Origin of the sequence: Paenibacillus sp. Pae15, from assembly GCF_024519685.1 — a bacterium.
Lineage (GTDB): Bacteria > Bacillota > Bacilli > Paenibacillales > NBRC-103111 > Paenibacillus_G > Paenibacillus_G naphthalenovorans.
In genome coordinates this window covers 44647-64415 of sequence record NZ_JALJRM010000028.1, presented here as the reverse complement: position 1 = coordinate 64415, position 19769 = coordinate 44647, and the positions used below count along the sequence as shown (strand labels likewise).

18 protein-coding genes are annotated in these 19769 nt (G+C 52.3%); 16 read left to right on the top strand and 2 right to left on the bottom strand.

Annotation, left to right across the window (positions count from 1 at the left end; translation table 11 throughout):
• Nucleotides 1-242: 242 nt before the first annotated feature.
• Nucleotides 243-785, bottom strand: a complete 543-nt coding sequence (locus tag NR121_RS19990; protein WP_054818220.1) for a 1,2-dihydroxy-3-keto-5-methylthiopentene dioxygenase — start codon at nt 783-785, stop codon at nt 243-245.
• Nucleotides 786-1060: 275 nt separating this feature from the next.
• Here NR121_RS19990 and metH point away from each other — a divergent pair, with 275 nt between their 5' ends.
• Together metH and rnz are read left to right on the top strand one after the other, a co-directional pair.
• Complete coding sequence (gene metH / locus NR121_RS19985) at nt 1061-4495, top strand: methionine synthase (RefSeq protein ID WP_062410939.1); 3435 nt, start codon at nt 1061-1063, stop codon at nt 4493-4495.
• Between the two features lie 90 nt (nt 4496-4585).
• Nucleotides 4586-5536 (top strand): ribonuclease Z, encoded by a 951-nt coding sequence (rnz, locus tag NR121_RS19980; protein ID WP_054818221.1) that lies wholly within the window; start codon nt 4586-4588, stop codon nt 5534-5536.
• A 54-nt stretch (nt 5537-5590) separates the two neighbouring features.
• Here the strand turns inward: rnz and tlp are convergent, their stop codons facing one another.
• Nucleotides 5591-5818, bottom strand: coding sequence for a small acid-soluble spore protein Tlp (gene tlp, locus NR121_RS19975; protein ID WP_062408732.1), 228 nt, complete (start codon nt 5816-5818; stop codon nt 5591-5593).
• 135 nt (nt 5819-5953) lie between these two features.
• On the opposite strand from tlp, the gene NR121_RS19970 reads away from it, so the two are divergent.
• From NR121_RS19970 to NR121_RS19905, 14 genes are all read left to right on the top strand, one after another.
• Nucleotides 5954-6328, top strand: coding sequence for a CidA/LrgA family protein (locus tag NR121_RS19970; protein ID WP_062408731.1), 375 nt, complete (start codon nt 5954-5956; stop codon nt 6326-6328).
• On the top strand, nt 6309-7001 hold the full coding sequence (locus NR121_RS19965; RefSeq protein ID WP_054818222.1) for an LrgB family protein: 693 nt from the start codon (nt 6309-6311) through the stop codon (nt 6999-7001). Before NR121_RS19970 ends, NR121_RS19965 begins: the two co-directional genes overlap by 20 nt.
• A 115-nt stretch (nt 7002-7116) precedes the next feature.
• The gene (locus NR121_RS19960; RefSeq protein ID WP_054818223.1) at nt 7117-7332 is read left to right on the top strand and encodes a hypothetical protein; all 216 of its coding nucleotides are present in this window, start codon (nt 7117-7119) and stop codon (nt 7330-7332) included.
• A gap of 395 nt (nt 7333-7727) precedes the next feature.
• On the top strand, nt 7728-10013 hold the full coding sequence (locus tag NR121_RS19955) for a DEAD/DEAH box helicase (protein ID WP_074726879.1): 2286 nt from the start codon (nt 7728-7730) through the stop codon (nt 10011-10013).
• On the top strand, nt 10010-11434 hold the full coding sequence (locus tag NR121_RS19950) for a ribonuclease H-like domain-containing protein (RefSeq protein ID WP_137669713.1): 1425 nt from the start codon (nt 10010-10012) through the stop codon (nt 11432-11434). The genes NR121_RS19955 and NR121_RS19950 overlap by 4 nt, the downstream gene beginning before the upstream one ends.
• Before the next feature lie 64 nt (nt 11435-11498).
• Entirely contained in the window at nt 11499-12308 is an 810-nt protein-coding gene (locus NR121_RS19945; protein WP_256831832.1) for an Fpg/Nei family DNA glycosylase, read from the top strand.
• 12 nt (nt 12309-12320) lie between these two features.
• Nucleotides 12321-13166: a deoxyribonuclease IV gene (locus NR121_RS19940; protein WP_054818226.1), complete on the top strand. Its 846-nt coding sequence runs from the start codon at nt 12321-12323 to the stop codon at nt 13164-13166.
• Nucleotides 13163-13504 (top strand): cyclic-phosphate processing receiver domain-containing protein, encoded by a 342-nt coding sequence (locus NR121_RS19935; protein WP_054818227.1) that lies wholly within the window; start codon nt 13163-13165, stop codon nt 13502-13504. The genes NR121_RS19940 and NR121_RS19935 overlap by 4 nt, the downstream gene beginning before the upstream one ends.
• 13 nt (nt 13505-13517) lie before the next feature.
• Nucleotides 13518-14291 carry an ABC transporter ATP-binding protein gene (locus NR121_RS19930; RefSeq protein WP_062410938.1) on the top strand — a complete coding sequence of 258 codons (774 nt, stop codon included), beginning with the start codon at nt 13518-13520 and terminating at the stop codon, nt 14289-14291.
• A complete protein-coding gene (locus NR121_RS19925; protein WP_062408724.1) occupies nt 14288-15319 on the top strand; it encodes an SAM-dependent methyltransferase in 1032 nt (343 codons plus the stop codon). The genes NR121_RS19930 and NR121_RS19925 overlap by 4 nt, the downstream gene beginning before the upstream one ends.
• 356 nt (nt 15320-15675) lie before the next feature.
• Nucleotides 15676-16869: a P-loop NTPase family protein gene (locus NR121_RS19920; RefSeq protein WP_256831831.1), complete on the top strand. Its 1194-nt coding sequence runs from the start codon at nt 15676-15678 to the stop codon at nt 16867-16869.
• Nucleotides 16790-18010: a TadA family conjugal transfer-associated ATPase gene (locus tag NR121_RS19915; RefSeq protein ID WP_054818230.1), complete on the top strand. Its 1221-nt coding sequence runs from the start codon at nt 16790-16792 to the stop codon at nt 18008-18010. Before NR121_RS19920 ends, NR121_RS19915 begins: the two co-directional genes overlap by 80 nt.
• A 6-nt stretch (nt 18011-18016) precedes the next feature.
• Nucleotides 18017-18871, top strand: coding sequence for a type II secretion system F family protein (locus NR121_RS19910; RefSeq protein WP_256831830.1), 855 nt, complete (start codon nt 18017-18019; stop codon nt 18869-18871).
• A gap of 6 nt (nt 18872-18877) precedes the next feature.
• Complete coding sequence (locus NR121_RS19905) at nt 18878-19750, top strand: type II secretion system F family protein (protein WP_256831829.1); 873 nt, start codon at nt 18878-18880, stop codon at nt 19748-19750.
• Nucleotides 19751-19769 lie beyond the last annotated feature (19 nt).

The window sequence follows — 19769 nt, the reverse complement described above, 5'->3', positions numbered from 1 at the left end:
TGCCCATAATTTATTAAAGTGGGCGGCGATGAACCAAAAAGGTCGAGTAAGAGAGTACGTATAGCCCCCTACTGACCTTTTTTTCTGTATGGAAATGAGAAGTTAAGAAAACAGGGCCGTCCCTGCGTAGCTAAAAGCTGCTTTTGGGACGGCCCCTTTTTTGTCGTCCTGCTTTGGCTGCCCCGAGAAAAGTGTAAGTTCTTCCGTGGCCTCCTTATATGGCGGGGTTCATTGTTATTTAATTATGCCTTCTGGAACGTCGGATCTTCGAACGGGTGTGCAATCCAGCCTTCCGTTTCAATAAAGAGGCGAACGGCCACGATTTGGCGGTTTTCCATCAAAGTGAAGAAGTGAGGCTTGTTCTCCGGTACGGAAATGACATCACCTGCTTCCAGTTCGACGTCAAAATAGCCTACATCGTCGCTGCCTTTAATAATGAATATGCCTTTACCTGCTGTAATGGCGCGCACTTCATCTTCCGTATGCGTATGCACCTGCTCGAATTTTTTAAGCAGTTCATCCAGATTGGGCGTCGCATCGGAAAGAGCGATGACGTCCCATGTCCGGTACCCGCGGCGGTTTGCAAGATCGCGGATTTCCGCATCGAAAGTGGATAAAATTTGCGCTTTTTCATCATCGGTCAGTACAAATTTTTCTTGAAGCTCAGCCGGCAGTTTCGCAGCGTTCCAGTGTTCATACAGCACCTCTTGCTTATCCAAAAATGCCTTGACATTTTGCTCGCCGGTGATTCGTTCGTTGGTATTGCGAATTCTGATTTCTGCCATGGTAAATCCCTCTTCTCCTATAAGAATTGTTCGTTTCTATATATATTATAGTGAAAGGTGCCACATCTGTCGATGAGTATTGGAGAAAGATTTCAATCTTTTTGCATCGTGAGCTGTTGAACATGATGGAAGTTCCTTTTCATCATGGCATGTTTCTGGTACACTTTAGGGATAAACGATTTGCTGAATTTCGTGTTTATTCGACAGCGACGAAAGAGATGCTGGTTGAGAAAAAGAGACAACAGGTATGGCGGCAGGTTGAAAGGGGATTATTGATGGATAAGTCATCCTTGCAAGAGCAATTACAAAAGAAAATTATGATATTGGATGGTGCCATGGGTACCATGATCCAGCAGGAAAATCTCACTGCGGAAGATTTCGGCGGGGAAGAGCTGGACGGGTGTAATGAAATCCTTGTTCTTACCAGACCGGATATTATCCGTAAAATTCATGAAGCTTATTTTGCCGCAGGCGCGGATATCGTTGAGACCAATACCTTCGGAGCTACCAGCGTGGTGCTCGCGGAATATGGTCTGCAGGATCGTGCCCGGGAAATCAATCTGGCTGCAGCCAAGCTGGCTATCGAGGCAGCTAATAAATACAGTACACCGGAATGGCCGCGTTATGTGGCAGGCGCCATGGGTCCGACAACCAAGACGCTTTCGGTCACAGGCGGCGTCACATTCGATGAATTGATCGACAGCTATTATGAACAAGCGCTGGCGTTAATCGAAGCCGGCGTAGATGCGCTGCTGCTGGAGACTTCCCAAGATACGCTTAACGTGAAAGCCGGAAGCATCGGCATTCGCAAGGCGTTCGATCAGATGGGCAGGAAGCTTCCTCTGATGATTTCCGGTACGATCGAACCGATGGGGACGACGCTTGCCGGTCAAAACATCGAGTCGTTCTATATTTCCCTCGAGCATTTGGAGCCGATTTCGATCGGTTTGAACTGCGCGACGGGACCGGAATTTATGCGGGATCATATTCGGACGCTGGCCGATATCGCCGGTACGGCCGTCAGCTGTTACCCGAATGCAGGACTGCCGGATGAGAACGGAAATTACCATGAATCTCCGGAGACGTTAGCGATGAAGATGGCGGGATTCGCCGAGCAGGGTTGGCTGAACATTGCCGGAGGCTGCTGCGGTACAACGCCTGACCATATTCGAGCCTTGGCGGAGACGCTCAGCTCATACAAGCCTCGGGTGCATAGAGGGACTCACCCGCCGGCCGTTTCCGGGATAGAGACGGTATATATTGAAGACGCGAATCGTCCGTACATGGTTGGAGAGAGAACAAACGTTCTGGGTTCGCGTAAATTTAAGCGCCTGATTGCTGAAGGCAAGTATGAGGAAGCGTCGGAAATTGCCCGCGCTCAAGTGAAGGGCGGAGCCCACGTGATCGACGTCTGCCTGCAGGATCCGGATCGCGACGAGATGGCGGATATGCAGAAGTTTCTGGAGCTTGTCGTCAAGAAAGTAAAGGTACCGCTGATGCTCGACTCCACGGACCACCGGGTCATTGAGCTGGGCCTAAAGTATTCTCAGGGCAAGGCGATCATTAACTCGATCAACCTGGAGGATGGCGAAGAGAAGTTCGAGAAAGTCGTACCGCTCATTCATAAATATGGCGCAGCTGCTGTCGTAGGTACTATTGACGAACGGGGACAAGCTATTACAGCGAAAGACAAACTGGAGGTTGCCCGGCGCTCCTATGATCTGCTTGTGAACAAATATGGAATGAACCCGAACGATATCATTTTTGACCCTCTCGTTTTTCCTGTAGGTACGGGTGATCAGCAGTATATCGGATCGGCGAAAGAAACGATTGACGGCATTCGCATGATCAAGGAAGCGATGCCGGATACGGAAACGATCCTCGGTCTCAGCAACGTCTCGTTCGGTCTCCCGGAGGCTGGGCGTGAAGTGCTTAACGCCGTCTTTTTGTACCACTGTACGAAGGCAGGACTGGATTACGCTATTGTCAATACGGAGAAGCTGGAACGTTATGCGTCCATTCCTGAAGAAGAGCGGAGATTGGCGGAAAACCTCATCTATGATACCAATGATGATACGCTGGCCGCGTTTGTTGCGCATTTCCGCAGCAAGAAGGTCGAGAAGAAAGAGAAGATTTCCAATCTGACCTTGGAGGAGCGTCTGGCTTCTTATGTGGTAGAAGGCACCAAAGAAGGCCTGATTCCGGATTTGAACGACGCGCTGCAAAAATATTCGCCGCTTGAGATCATTAACGGTCCTCTGATGAAAGGGATGGAGGAAGTCGGACGGCTTTTCAATAACAACGAGCTCATCGTAGCCGAGGTACTGCAGAGTGCTGAAGTGATGAAGGCATCGGTTTCGCATTTGGAGCAGTTCATGGAAAAGACGGAGAGCGCCGTCAAAGGAAAAATCATCTTGGCAACGGTGAAGGGCGATGTACATGACATTGGTAAAAACCTCGTCGAAATCATTTTGTCCAATAACGGATATAAAATTATCAACTTGGGCATCAAAGTTCCGCCCGAGCAGTTGATTGAAGCGTACCGCAAAGAGAAGGCGGATGCGATCGGTCTGTCGGGACTGCTTGTCAAATCGGCACAGCAAATGATCGTTACCGCTCAAGACTTGAAGAATGCGGGAATTGATGTTCCTATTCTTGTAGGCGGAGCCGCATTAACACGGAAGTTTACCAAGACACGGATTGCTCCGGAATATGACGGCCTTGTCCTTTATGCCAAAGACGCGATGGATGGCTTGGAAATCGCGAACAAGCTCAGCGACCCGGAACAAAAGCAGCAATTGATTCGTGAGCTGAGAGAAAGCATGGAGTCGGATGTGAAGGAATCCGGGCGTAAGGAAGAGCAAATGCCTGAGCTGACACGGGTGAAGGTATCTACGTTAGACCGGACGGTGCCGGTACAGCAGCCGCCGGATTTGGAACGCCGCGTGCTGCGCGATTATCCGATCAGTCATTTGATGCCTTATATCAACATGCAGATGCTGCTTGGACACCATTTGGGGCTGAAAGGTAAAGTCGATCGATTGCTGGCCGAGAAGGACCCGAAAGCTGTTCAGTTGAAGGAAACGGTAGATCAGATTTTATTCGAAGCGCAGCGTGAAGGCATTATTAAAGCCCACGGTATGTATCGCTTCTTCCCGGCTCAGGCCGATGGCGACGATGTGCTGGTTTACGACCCGGAAGATCATACCAAGGTGCTGCAGAAATTTAGTTTTCCGCGGCAGCAAAAAGAGCCTTATCTCTGTCTGGCCGATTTCTTAAAGCCGGTAGAAAGCGGCGAGATGGATTATGTCGGTTTCCTTGTCGTCACAGCCGGCCATGGGATCAGCGAATTGGCGGCTGAGTGGCGTGAGAAAGGCGATTATCTGCGTTCTCACGCATTGCAGGCGGCCGCTCTTGAAACGGCGGAAGCATTCGCCGAGCGCATCCATCAAATGATGCGCGACGTATGGGGCTTCCCGGATCCGGCGGAGATGACCATGCAGGAGAGGTTCGGAGCCAAATACCGCGGGCAGCGGTTTTCGTTCGGTTACCCCGCATGTCCGAACCTGGATGATCAGCAGCAGCTTTTCGCATTGATGCACCCTGAGGATATCGGCGTTCATCTGACGGAAGGCAGCATGATGGAGCCAGAGGCTTCCGTATCCGCCATCGTATTTGCACATCCCGATGCCAGATATTTTAACGCCTAAAGCCGATTTGGGGTATGCTATACAGGGTGGAGCGTGAACGCTCCACTCTTTTCACTGATTGGACTTTAACGAAACGGGAGTCGATGGATATTGGAACTTTATTTTCTGGGAACGGGTGCCGGAATGCCTTCCAAGGAACGTAATGTTACCTCCGTGATGCTGAATCTGCTGGCGGAGAGAAACGTTTATTGGATGTTCGATTGCGGGGAAGGAACGCAGCATCAGGTGCTCAGGGCTCCGGTCAAAATCAGCAAGCTGGAAAAGCTGTTTATTACCCATCTGCACGGAGATCACATCTATGGTATTCCCGGTTTGATGTCAAGCCGATCCTACCAAGGGGGAGAGAGTCCCTTTACCATTTACGGTCCAAAGGGAATTAAAGAATTCATTGAAACGGCGCTTCGTGTGAGCGATTCCCATCTGAGTTATGAGATCGACATCGTAGAATTTAAAGAATCGGAGCCGTTCCTTGTATTTGAAGACGAGCAGCTGACCGTTACGGCGGCCCCTCTGGTGCACCGCATTGACAGCTATGGTTATCGCATAACCGAAAAACCGCAAAAAGGAAAGCTGGATGCAGCCCGTTTGAAGGAGCTTGGACTTTCCTCGGGACCACTGTTCGGCAAAATCAAGAACGGAGAAAACATCGAACTGCCGGATGGCAAGGTGCTGTATGCACAGGAGTTTATCGGTCCATCCATTCCCGGCCGCACGGTGACGATATTGGGCGATACCCAGCCGTGCACTCATGCGGTGAAGCTTGCAGAGGCTGCGGATGTGCTTGTCCATGAAGCGACATTTGCGGAGCAGAGAAAAGAGATGGCTGTAAAATATGATCATTCGACGGCGATCGACGCCGCACGTACAGCCCGGGAGGCCGGTGCGAAAACGTTAATTTTGACGCACATTAGTTCGCGTTATCAAGGTGAGCTGGCGGAACAATTAACGGCGGAGGCTCGTACTGTCCATGAGGAGACGTACCTGGCCTATGATCATTTTCGTTTTGAAATCCCTGTATCGCGGAGATCAACGAATGCATAGCCGCAAAGCTAATAACCTCCTCCCCTTTGAAGGGGGAGGAGGTATTTATGCGGTTTACTCTTCGTTCTGTTCGTTTGCTTCGTCTTTGATTTCGGAACGGAACGCGGCTAAGCTTTCACGGCGGCGGTCATTTTTGGATTCGATCTGCTGCTGTTCCTCCGGGCTGATTTCCTCGGCATGCTCGTCCAAATAGGCTTCAGCCTCTTCAATGTTTTCGATGGTGTGATTAATGTTTTTTTGCAGGTGTTCTACGTTGTCCGCACGATTGTCCGGCTTGGCCATGATGATTCAACTCCCGTTTTGGTTAGTGTCAATACGTTAGTGGCATTGCGCCAATTTTACGATACCACCCGAAAGGGCAAATTATGCATACGGCGAGTCCGGTATACGGCCATCATTGGAAGGAGTACGAAAATTATGATGGGATTTGCCATATTACTTGTTTTTTATATGCTGGGAACGGTACTTCATGAAGGGTTCGGAGTGCCTTTACCCGCCAATGTTATTGGCTTGATTCTATTTACGCTCAGCTTATTTCTGAAAATCGTTAAGGTGTCATGGGTGGAAGAGGCAAGCCAGTTCCTGATTCGGCATATGCTCCTGTTATTTGCGCCGATTGTGGCTGGAACGATGGTGTTTTTCTCCTTGATCGGGGAGCAGGCGCTGACGATCGTGATCAGTCTGTTCATGAGTACGTTCGGCGTGCTGCTTTTCACCGGTTGGACGGTGAAGCTGATGAGCGGCAGGAAGATGAAAGAAGGAGAACGCCGTTATGACCGTTCAAGAGCTTAGCGCCGAGCCGTTATTCGGCATTTCGTTAACGGTGATCGCTTATGCCGTAGCTTTAAAGTGCCAGCAAAAGTGGAAAGGGCTGCATCCGCTTCTTATCTCGTCTATCCTGATCATTGCGGTGCTGATGTTGATGCGGATCCCTTATGAAGCCTATAAAAAGGGCGGGGACTACATCGTTTTCCTGCTCGGACCGGCTACAGTCGCGCTGGGTGTCCCTCTTTACAAGAACGCCCAGCGAATTGGACGGAACTTTTTGCCTATCATCACTGGCGTTACCGTAGGCTCAGTAAGTGCGCTGATGATGTCGGCCGGGCTAGTCTGGAGCTTGGGAGGCAGCCGCGAGCTGCTGATCACGATGATGCCCAAGTCCGTGACTTCCCCGGTAGCTATGGAAATTGCACGACAAGCAGGGGGCATACCCGAGCTCACGGCGGCAATGACGGTGTTAACGGGACTGATCGGAAGTTTGCTCGGACCGGCTTTGCTGCGTTTGGCCGGGGTAAGAGAGGATATTTCACTCGGCACGGCCATCGGTACCGCCGCCCACGGTATCGGTACAGCCCGGATGATCCGGGACTCGGAGCTGGCAGGAAGCATTAGTGGGTTTGCCATGGGAGTAACAGCGATTATCACCAGCGTACTTTTCGTCCCGATATATATTTGGTTCAAATAGACGAATGCGTTCCGGAACCAAGGGAGAAGAAGAGGTTTAGATTCACAAAAAAGTATGAAGAACAGGGGATTGGGCAAGAATAGTCTCAGTAAAAATGTGGAGGAGGGATTGCGGTATGGCTTTCACAAGTCAGGATATCGCCGTCATAGAACAGGCTCTGCAAATCGCAATTCGTTCGCAGGGCGAAGAATCAGAGGCATGGAAATTTCATGAAGTGCTGGACAAGCTCAAAACGAATGCGGCAGCAGCTATGGTATCGCCCCCTTTACAGACGACGGCTTCTCAAGACAGGCTTCGTTACGATTACGATGATTCCTCTGATTTGCTCTAAGGGTTTTCCTAATTGCCCGGGAAAGCGCAGGAAGTGACACAATCCTGCGCGGCCATGGGTGCCGGCAAGGGTAATATTCAACATCTTTCGCGTTTAAGTAAAAAAGACCTGAACCGAAACCCATCGGCTCGGGTTATATTTTTATTTCAGGGAAAAATAGGCCGTGCGGCAAGGATCACGATAAAGACTGCCATAGGGTGACGTCTGGGCTAATCCTTTCAAAAATCTTATCATATAAATATTTTATGATGTTAAATATTATTAAGGCTGTGAAATCCGCCGGCATATGTCATTGCTAAAAGGTCTTTTGGCAGATCAAATGCAAAAAGGAATTGTAATACGAACATGTATTCTATATAATGGTAGTAACGCTGCCGTCAAAAGGAGGCGAAAAGATGAACCCATTGACCGGAAAGGTTGCTTCCATAAATGAATTGATAGATTTGATCAAGGCGACGCCTGAGCTGATGTCTCAGGTGACGCACTGGCATACGATTCCGCCTCGGGAAGGGCGGTACGAGCCGTTCCCTGACGAGTTAAATCCGCTTCTGCGAGAAGCGCTTGAGACAAGAGGAATCGAAAAGCTGTATACGCACCAAGCCTACTCCTTCCGTGAAGTGAGCGCCGGACGGAACGTCGTTACGGTGACGCCTACGGCATCCGGAAAGACGCTTTGCTACAACCTTCCTGTGCTGCAGGAAATATTGAAGGATGAGAGCGCGCGGGCGCTCTATTTGTTTCCGACCAAAGCGCTGGCCCAGGATCAGGTTGCCGAGCTGCAGGAGCTTGCGAATGTTATGGGAGCGGATATTAAGACGCACACGTACGATGGGGATACGCCGCCCGCCGTGCGCCAGGCGATCCGCAACGCCGGACATATCGTAGTGACGAATCCGGATATGCTCCATTCCGCAATACTTCCTCACCATACCAAATGGGTGAAGCTGTTTGAAAATATCCGATTTATCGTGATTGACGAAGTTCACTCCTACCGGGGAGTATTCGGCAGCCATGTCGCCAATGTCATCCGGAGATTGAAGCGAATCTGCCGTTTTTATGGCTCCAATCCGCAGTTTATCTGCGCTTCCGCAACGGTCGATAACCCGAAGGAGCATGCGGAACGCCTGATTGGCGAACCAGTGGCGCTGGTGGATGACAATGGGGCGCCATCGGGAGAAAAGCACTTTGTGTTTTATAACCCGCCCGTCGTCAACGAGCAGCTGGGCATCCGCAAGAGCAGCGTGCTGGAGACGCGAAAGCTTGCCGGCCTGCTGCTGAAGCAGGGTATTCAGACGATTGTGTTTGCGCGCAGCCGCGTGCGGGTGGAGATCCTTCTTACATATCTGCAGGAGCTTGTCGCCCACGAGTTGGGCGCCAAATCGATACGCGGCTACCGCGGCGGCTATTTGCCCAAGCTGAGGCGCGAGATCGAGCGGGGGCTGCGCAGCGGGGAAATCCGCGGTGTTGTGAGCACGAACGCGCTCGAGCTCGGCATCGATATCGGGCAGCTTCAGGCGTGCGTATTAAACGGATATCCGGGAACGATTGCCAGCACATGGCAGCAGTCGGGCCGCGCCGGCCGCAGACAGGAGAGCTCGATTACGTTTCTTGTGGCGAGCAGCAATCCGCTGGATCAATACATGATCCAAAACCCCCAGTATTTCTTTGAACGCCCGCCGGAGCAGGCGCGGATCAGTCCGGACAACCTTATCATCCTGGTGGATCATGTGAAGTGCGCCGCATATGAGCTTCCCTTCGAGGAGAATGAGAAGTTCGGGGACGAATCGCTTAAGGACATTTTGGAGTTTTTGACGGAGGAGCGGATACTGCACCGGGTAAAGAACCGTTGGCATTGGATGGAGCAGTCGTTTCCGGCGCACGATATCAGCTTGCGCTCCGCCGCGCAGGAAAATTTTATTATCATCGATATGACCAACGGTGCGCGTGTTCTCGGCGAGGTAGACAGGTTCAGCGCGCCAACGCTGATCCATGAAGAAGCGATCTATATTCACGAGGGCGTGCAGTTTCAAGTGGAGAAGCTGGATTATGAAGAGAAGAAAGCGTATGTCCGCGAAGTGAACGTCGATTACTTTACGGACGCCAATCTGGCGGTTCAGTTGAAGGTGCTGCACGTTCATCGGGAAGCGGCCGAGAGGGGACTGCTGAGGCAGTATGGAGAAGTGACGGTAAACGCAAAAGCGACGATTTTCAAAAAAATCAAGCTGGGGACTCATGAAAACATTGGATCTGGACCGATTCATCTGCCTGAGGAAGAACTGCACACCAGCTCCTACTGGTTCACATTTGATGAAGAAGCGGCTTCCGGGATGACGGCGAACGATATGCAGTTTGCGCTTCTCGGGCTGTCCAACGTCCTGGTGCATATCGCTCCGCTGTATTTGATGTGCGACCCGCAGGATATCCGCGTCGTCCCGCAGGTAAAAGCCGTGCATAACAAGCAGCCGACGATCTTCTTCTATGATCGGTATCCGGGCGGTGTAGGTCTCAGTGAACGGCTCTACGAAGTGCATGGTAAGCTGCTTGCCGAAGCGCAGCGGCTTATTTCTTCATGCGGCTGCCTTAGCGGCTGCCCGGCTTGTGTCGGTCCGATCGAGGAAGTGGGGATGACCGGGAAGCAGTTGTCGCTTGGCTTGCTGCGTCGACTGGAGGGAGCGGGATGAGCTCGCTCAGGGAAAGGCTGTTGCGGCATAAGCGGCCTGAGGAGACGGCCGTGCCGGTCACTCCAAGCGAAAATCCTTCTACGGACGAGTGGAGTGCGGTTGGCGCGGTCATGGAACAAAGCGAATGGGGCGATTTCGTGCTGCGCCGGAATACCTATGAGGCCGAATACCGGCACGGCGGGAGCCGGCTGGGAGATTTGGCAAACAGCGGGGATGAGCTTTGGCGTTTGCTGGCTGCCAAAGAACCGGGGACCGGTTCTGCCGAAACGTCGGGCATGCCGCACGAACGCCTTCTTTTCATGGATACGGAAACGACCGGTCTGGGCCATGGCGCCGGCAATGTCCCTTTCATGATCGGGATCGGGTTCTATGAAGGGGACCGTTTCACGGTCGAGCAAATGCTGATCCGGCATCCCGGGGAAGAAGCGGCCATGCTTGGTTACCTTCAAAACAAGCTGAAAAGCCGTCCGGTGCTTATTTCTTATAACGGCAAATCGTTTGACTGGCCCATCGTCAAGAACCGGTACATTATGAACCGGATGCCGCTGCAGGCGGAGCCCGCAGGGCATATCGATTTTTTGTATCCGTCCCGAAGCTTATGGAAGCATACGCTGCCGTCCTGCCGATTAGGCCATATCGAGGAGGAGCGGCTGGGCGTGTACCGGGACAACGATGTCCCGGGATCGCTGGCGCCGGCGCTTTATTTTCAATATTTGGCAGAGCGGGACCCTGAGATTTTAAAGGGCGTATTTGTTCACAACGAGCTGGACGTTCTATCGTTGGCCGGGTTGGCCGTGCATTTTGCCGCCTTGCTGAGCGGAAAGCTGGATTGGATGCATGCCCGTGAATTCGGCAGGGAAGAGTGGTTCCGGCTCGGGCTGTGGCTGGATAAAATCGGGATGAGGGCGCAGGCCGACGAGGCTTTGAGCGCGTTAGCGGAGGAACTTCTATCAGACATTGCCCAAAGAGAAACAGGCGAAGTGGATGCTTGCCTGCTGCCTCTGGCTCAATTTTTCAAGCGGCGGCGTATGCTGTCTGAGGCATGCCTGCTTTGGAAGCATTATATCGCCTGCAAGGGCGGAAGCCGAACCGCATCCTTGGAGCCTTATATAGAGCTGTCTATGTATTACGAACATAAAGCCAAGGAGTGGAAGCCGGCTTTGGAGTACGCTCAGCTGGCACTCGATCTCGTATGGCGCCAAGGCGCGCTAAAGCGCAGCGGAAACCGGACGGGAGCCGTGAGACGGGAAGCTGGGTCGAAGGAGGCGGGGAACGAAGCGGCAGAACTGGAAAAAAGGATTGAACGGCTGAAAAGAAAGTCGGCTTCATCCACCACTTCCGTTTGGTCTCCTTCCGTGACGAAGCCATCAAGAAAACGGCAGCCCGCCCCCGGATTCGAGCAGTTGTCGATGCCTCTTTAAGGTATAATTTCCCTTCCTCTTGGAAATCTAGTGAAAGATCGAAAAGTTGAGGAAGGTGAAGTCGTTGCCGGAGCTGCCTGAAATGGAAAATTACCGCATCCTGCTGAACGGACGAATCGCAGGACGGACGATTACCGGCACGGAGATTGGACGCGAAAAGTCGATCAACGTATCTCCGCTGCGGTTTGAACGCGAACTGACAGGCCAAGCGGTCCGGACGGTGGATCGCAGAGCCAAGCATCTGCTGTTTCCTTTGACCTCAGGCAAAGTCCTGGTGCTCCATTTGATGCTGGGGGGCATGATATTTTATGGCACGATGGAAGAAGCGCCTGAGCGAACCGTTCAGGTGCGGATCGATTTTGGAGACCGGCATTTGTTTTGCATAGGACTCCGCCTGGGATATTTGCATCTTTATGAGGCCGAGGAAGCTTCCGCCCTTATGGAAAAGCTCGGGCCGGAACCGCTCGATCCCGGCTTTACCGCGGAGAGGTTTGAAGAACGGCTGCGAGTGAAGAGAGGCACACTCAAAAGCAATCTGGCGGATCAAAGCTTGTTGGCGGGTATCGGAAACTGCTACAGTGATGAAATTTGCTTTCATGCCGGACTGCTGCCTTCAAGACGTCCGTTCGATTTAACCTCTCTGGAGTTTGGCCGGCTGTACCGGTCCATGAGAGAAGTGCTGATCGAGGCGACGCATTATGGCGGGTATATGGAAATGCCGCTTTTTACGGGAGATACGTTATCTGGAGGCTTCGACAGCCGATGCCGCGTATATGACCGTGAGGGGGAGCCGTGCGTACGCTGCGGACGTCCTATCGTGAGGCAGGATGTCTCCTCTAAGAAATCCTTTTGCTGCCTGGGCTGCCAGCGGTAAGGGGGAGAGGACATGAGGTTCGGCTGCCATATCAGTATTCGGAAGGGTTACCTGGAAGCGGCCAGGACGGCGGTCCTGTTGGGCGCGCAGTCATTTCAATATTTCCCCAAAAACCCGCGCAGCCTGATGGTGAAGGCATACAATCGCAGTGACGCGGAGAGCTGCGAGCGGTACTGCCGCGAGCATGGCATTCTCACCATCGCTCATACGCCCTATCCAACCAACCTTGCAGTAGACGAGGGCGAGCTGCGGCAGGCGACGATCGCTTCTCTTCGCAACGATCTCGAAATTGCGGATGCATGCGGTTCGGTAGGCGTCGTTGTTCATTTTGGCAAATACAAAGGCAAGGACCCGTTACAAGGCTATAAAAATATTATAGAATGTATTAATGAGGTGCTTGCGGGATATCCGGGTCGCGCCTTGCTGCTGATCGAGAATCAAGCGGGGGAAGGTTCGTTGATGGGGACAACCCTGGAAGAGCTTGTACAGATTCGGGGATTATGCCGGAGGCCCGAGCTGATCGGTTTTTGCTTCGATACGTGCCATGCCTTTGCCTCCAAATTGTTCCCGGCGCTCCCGGCGGGTTGGCCGGAGTGGGAACGACATGCCGAGGCCGTTGGCTATTTGCCGCATCTTCGCGCCATCCATCTGAACGATTCCGTATATGCGCGCGGCGCATGCAAAGACAGGCATGCCATGATCGGCAAAGGCCAAATGGGTGAAGCGCTTTTTCTTCCGCTGCTGCGTTCCCAACGCCTCAAGAGCATGAATCTTCCGGTTGTCCTGGAAACGCCTTTGATGCGAGGGACGACGCATGCCGGGGAAATCCGTTATGTCAAGGAGCTGAGCGAAGGGTGATTCATGTTTATTTGGACGATTATCGGACTTGTCCGAAGGGATTCCTGCATGCACGCAGTGCGGAAGAATGCCTTCTTCTGTTGCAGGAATGCGAGGTGGATGTGCTTTCGTTCGATTACGACCTTGGATGGGGCAAGCCTAACGGGATGGATGTCGTCAGAGGCATCGTTGCTTCAAACCGTTACCCGAAACGCATTTATTTACACACATCCAGCGATTCGGGAAGGCAACATATGTTTCAAGCTTTATATGCGAGCAAGCCCGAGCATGTCCTTGTGGTGAATGGCCCCATGCCGCATGCGCTGCTTGAGGAGATTGCCCAAAACGTCAAAGAATAGGTTGTGGTCACTGGTGTCACAGGTCTTATCGTTACAGCAAATTCATTTTATCCGGGAAGACAGGCATATTTTATCGGGAGTTCAGCTGGAGATCCAAGCCGGAGAGCATTGGGTCATTCTCGGAAGGAACGGTTCGGGAAAAACGACGCTGCTGGAGATGATGAACGGATATGAATTTCCGAGCAGAGGCAAAGTACAGGTTCTCGGAAATACATATGGACAATGCGACGTGCGCGAGGTACGGAAACAAATCGGGTACATCAGCCAATCGCTTTATGAAAAGCTGAACCCTGCAGATTCCGTTTGGGAGGTGGTCGCCACCGGAGAATTCGGATTCCTGCGGTTCTATGAGGAAATACCTGTGCAGGCCAAAGAAAAGGCGCTCCACATGCTGAGTGACGTCAAGTTGCGCCACCTTGCGGATCAACCGCTGGGTACGCTTTCGCAGGGAGAGCGCAAAAAAGTGATGCTAGCCAGATCGCTGATGACACGGCCATCGATCCTCATTATGGATGAGCCTTGTTCCGGGCTTGATCTTTTTGAGCGTGAAAGGCTGCTGGAAAACATCAATGAGCTTGGTGAGCAGCAGATGACGGTCATTTACGTGACGCACCATATTGAGGAAATTGTTCCGATGTTCACTCATGTGGCGCTGATTGAGCAAGGGCAGCTGATTGCTTCCGGCTTAAAGCGAGAGGTGCTTACGGAAGACAATTTATATAAGGCGTTTCAGGTTCCGATCCGCATCGATTGGTCCGGGGACCGGCCCTGGATTCGGGTACTATGATGAACGCAGGCGTTTTTATCGGAACTGCCAACAGGGGATTTGCTCAGCAGGCGCAGGAAGAGCTGCGTCGGCTGCTGGGATCGGTAAAGTCCGAATGGATCGTTCCCGGGGAAGTCTTTCTGTTCGCAGCCGAAACGGATAGGGAAGAAGCGATTCGCAGGATCACGGGCAATGAACCGGTTTTTTTAAGGCATATGCAGCCTGTTGACGCACGAACGTCATGGAACGGTTCCATGGACTCGCTCATGGGCTTTGTTGTCGAACGGCTGTCTGCATCTCCTCCGTACACCGGCAGTAAGATTGCGGTGCAGGTCCGCAAAACGGAGGATGCCGCACCGGACATTTCCTCTTCCGTTGTCAAGACCGCAGTGGATGAGAGGCTTTCATCTGATTATACCGCGGAGCCCGTGGTCAAAGGAGCGGACTTCATTTTGTCGCTCTTTTTGACAAAAGATACCGTTTATTACGGCATGTCGCGTCCGGAAGAGAACTTATCGGATTGGTCCGGCGGAGCCGTTCGCTTCCGCAGGGAAGATGGGCAGGTATCCCGGGCCAAATTCAAGCTGCTGGAAGCGGAGCAGGCGTTTGGCCTTGATTTTACGCAGTACCGGTCCGCGCTTGATATCGGGGCGGCGCCGGGCGGGTGGACTTCCTTGCTGCTGGAGCGGGGGCTGAAGGTGACGGCGGTAGATCCGGCCAAGCTGGATGCCGGGCTTTTGAGTCATCCGAACCTTACGTATCATGCCAAAAAAGCGGATGAAGTGGTGTTTGCGGCAGACGCCTTCGATCTGCTGGTTTGCGATATGAGCTGGAGTCACCGGCAGATGGCCAAGCTGGTCCGCGGGTTGCTTTACGCTTTGAAGACGGGCGGAACGGCCATTATTACCGTGAAGCTGATGAACAAAAAAGCATTTCAATCGATCCGCGAGGTCATTCAAGATCTGTCTCCCGAGCTGGAGCTGCAAAAAGCGAAGCAGCTTTTTCATAACCGCGAAGAGCTTACCTTGTTTTTGGTGAAAACCCGCTGATGGTTCGCGGGATATTAGATTGATGATATATCAAATTCATTATTTAAGCGGAAGCACCGCTGTTTCAAGGTTCGAGGGAACCTTGGCGGCGTGTGCTTTTTTGAATTTCAGCTTAGCAGCCGACGGTCGGGGAGGGAATTGGGAGACGTGAGGATGAGCCCATTTCATAAACATGGCCAATAGCGATATTTTATCTCAATTTCCTCTTGCATTTTCCAAATATTAGGGATATAATACGATTAATTTCATGATATCAAGCGGAAGCACCGCTGTTTCAAGGTTGATGGGAACCTTGGCGGCGTGTGCTTTTTTTGTTGCCTTTTTTCGGCGCTAAACAGGAAAGGGAGTGATGCTGCTTGGCAAAAATGCTGCTGGTGCTGCTCGATGACGACGCGTATTTTGCCGATATGCTGTCGGCCTATATTCGTTCCTCGGAATATGCGGAACGCTTCAGCCTACGCGTATTTACCGCTGCGGAAGAGGGCTTTCGCTTTGTGGAAGAAACCAGAGAGCCGTTTATTATGATGGTCCATGAATCCTGGATGCCTTTGCCGGATTCGGCTTATCGCGTCAAAACGGGATGCATCGTCCTGATCAGCGATTCAATGAGAGCGGGCGGGCTGCTTGAATATCCGGTGCTGTTTAAATTTCAGCCGCTGAATCATCTGCTGTCGGGGGTTGCCGTTCATTATAACGAATATCGCAAGGACGCTCCGCTGCGCGGCAGAAGGGGCGCAAGGACCTTAGCGGTATACTCCGCTGTCGGCGGGAGCGGGAAGACCGTTACGGCTGTCCATCTGGCCCGTCAACTCGCCTTCCATGGGGAGAAGGTATTGTGCTTACCGCTGGAACGGCTTCCGTCCAAAGCCTGGTTTGCGGAAGATCGCGACGGGGAGTCGGAGACTTTCTCGCAGATGCTATATTATGCCAAAACGAATCCGGACATCCTCGCAGCCAAAATGGAGCAGTTAAAGCGCAGGCATCCGGAGTTGAAGTTCGACTATGTACCGCCATCATCACACCCTAAAGAAATGGTAGAGATGGAAAGCGCCGATCTGCAGCGCATTCTGCAAGGGGCGGCGGCATCGGGTATATACGACTGGATCATTTTGGATTTGGATTCCTTCCCCAGTCCAGTCACGCTCAAGGGCTTGCAAGAAGCGGATCATATTTTTTGGCTGGTGCTTGACGACTGCATTCATTTGCAAAAGACGGCGGAGCTTTTTGCAAGCTGGAAGGGGGAGGAGATTCATAAGGATATGCTCTCGATAGATAAAATCGCCTTCTGGCTCAATAAAAGTACCGGACATGCGCTCAATGATTTTTCAAAGTACGGAATAACCCTTCAGGGAGAGCTTCCTTATGTGCCGGAGTGGAAAGCGGTGGCTCATGTAGAGCGGATGGTTTCAGCCGCCTTCACAGCTTCTATGGTCCAGGAATTATTGCGCGAGAAAGGAGAAGCCGGGCCGGATGAACGCAGCGGAAAGGAAACAGAAATTACTCAAAAAAATTCAAGAGAGCATGGATTACGGAAACACATTATCGGATGAGCAGTTGGTTGAAACGATCGAACAGCATGTGTTTGCGGATTCAAAAGAATCGTTTCTGACCGCTGGGCAGAAACGGCAGGTCGTTTCGGAGCTGTTTTACTCTTTTCGGGGCTTGGATGTACTGCAGCCGCTGGTGGATGACAGAACCATATCGGAAATTATGGTCAATTCCCATGATCAAATCTTTATTGAAAAAGACGGGCAAGTGATCGCGACGGATATCCGTTTCGACAGCCGTGAGAAGCTGGAGGATACCATTCAGGCGATCGTCGGCCGGGTGAACCGGTTAGTGAACGAATCGAGCCCGATGGTAGATGCCCGGCTGCGGGACGGCTCCCGGGTCAATATTGTGCTTCCGCCGATTGCGCTTCAGGGCCCGGCCATGACGATCCGCAAATTTCCGGAGCGTCCGATGACGATCCGGGATTTAACCGCACGACAAGCGGTATCCCAGGAAGCTGCCGAGGACTTGATCCGGCTCGTGAAGGCTAAATATAACCTGTTTATCGGCGGCGGGACCGGGTCGGGAAAGACCACATTTTTGAATGCGCTGGCGCAGTTTATCCCGGCGGACGAACGGATCATCACCATTGAGGATTCGGCGGAGCTGCAGATTCTCGGTATACCGAATTTGGTCAGACTGGAAACGCGCAACGCCAATACGGACGGAAAAGGAGAGATTACCATCCGCGATTTGATCCGTACATCGCTGCGGATGAGGCCCAATCGCATCATTGTCGGAGAGGTGCGGGGAGCGGAGGCGCTGGATATGCTGCAGGCGATGAACACCGGTCATGATGGGAGCTTGTCTACCGGTCACGCCAACTCGGTCAAGGACATGCTCAGCAGGCTGGAGACGATGGTGCTTAGCGGGGCGAGCTTGCCCGTGGGCGTGGTACGAAAGCAAATCTCCTCGGCGATTGATGTGATGGTGCATTTGCAGAGGCTGCGGGACCGTTCCCGGCGGGTGACCGAAATCAGTGAAGTGGTGGGAATGGATGATGGGGAGGTGATGCTGAATCCATTGTACCTGTTCGAGGAAACAGGAGAAACGCCGGAGGGGATGGTGCTGGGTGAACTCAAGCCGACGGGAAATCCGCTGATGCGAACATGGAAGCTTCGGATGGCAGGCTTGGGTTAAAAAAAGATGAGCTTCAGAAAAGGAGAATCGATGGCCATGTTCAAGGCAACGCCAGGGCGTTCAAAGCTTCAAGTGCCGATTCCTTTTGTTCGGGGGCATCGGCCCCCGGCGAATTCAACACTTCAAGATTATGACGAATACGTTATGAGTCCAGGTCAGATAACGATCGCCGCCTTATGGGGGGCTGCGGTGATGGCAGCCATTGCTTACATTTTCTATAAGCATCCGGTCGCAGCCGCATTATTCGGAGCTGTCGGTCTGGGCTATCCGTCGATTCGCCGAAAGCAGTTGATCGTCAAAAGAAAAGCGCAGTTAAAGCTGCAGTTCAAACAAATGCTGGCGGCGCTCGCATCGGCATTAAGCGCAGGCCGGTCGGTGGAATCGGCATTGATGGAAGCGTTAAGCGACTTAAGGCTGCTTTATCCCGATTCCAAAGCCATGATCATCCAAGAGCTGGAGATCATGCAAAGGCGCATGGAAAACGGGGAAACGGTTGAAAGCTGCTTAACAGGGTTCAGCGGACGGGCCCATATTGAGGAAATCGACAGGTTTGCGGAAGTGTTCGTCACTTGTAAAAGAACCGGAGGAAGCTTGGTTCAAGTCGTTCGCCGCACATCCGTATTGATTCAGGAAAAGCTGGATATCGAACAGGATATTCAAGTCATGCTGGCACAAAAAAAATTCGAATCCAAAGTACTCTCCGTTGCTCCGGTGGCTATTATCGCAACGCTGGCCTGGACGACTCCGGATTATATGGAGCCGCTTTACCAGGGTGGAGGATTACTGATCATGAGCTGTGCGCTCGCGGTGCTTTTTGGCTGTTATGTGCTGGCGCAAAAAATAATGGACATAAAGGTGTGAGTTGAGGTGTGGATAGCTGTCCTGTTTGTGCTGGAGCTGACCGCTGCTTTCGCTGCGTTATATATGGCACGTCCGCAGTACAGTTCGTGGGTGTATGAGCATCGGGGGACGAAACCGTTGGATGCGCTCAGCCGAATCTTGCCCGCAGGTCTTTGGGTCATGGACCGGACAAGACTGGCAGACCGGTTAACCGAGCCGCTCGGGCAAGTGCATTTGATCATGATTCAATTGCACGGAGCCAAAAAGGCATTGATCGAAACCAAACGGTTTGCAGCTCAGGCCATCGTGTATTCCTATGGTGCGCTGTGCTTGAGTACACTCCTGGGATGGGCGGCAGGCGGCCAAGCCGAAATGCTTCTGTACGGTTTGCTGTTGGCCGCTTTTATTCCATTTGTAATGTACAAGCAAATTTCAAATCAATGTCAGAAGCGAAAGCGGCAGATGCTGATCGAACTGCCCGAGGTGCTCAACCGTATCTTGCTGCTGGTCAGTGCCGGTGAAACGGTGCCTCAAGCCTTAATCCGTTCGGTGGAAGGCAAGGAACACAGGGGAAGTCCACTGCTGACGGAACTTGCGGCGGCCGTCCAAGCTTTGAAAATGAACGGTTCTTTTTCCAAGGTGATGGAAGAGTTCAGCAAACGCTGCGCCATGCAGGAAACCTCCCTGTTTACGACTGCGCTGCTTATGAATCACAAGAGGGGCGGCGATGAACTTGTGATGTCGCTTCAAGAGCTGTCCATCACTTTATGGGATAAGCGGAAAGCGCTGGCCCGTACGCTGGGAGAGGAGGGTTCGTCGAAACTGGTATTTCCGATGGTGTTGATTTTCTTTGTCGTCATGGTCATTGTGGCGGCTCCGGCCATGCTGATGATGAACTGATAAATAACAAAACGTGTAT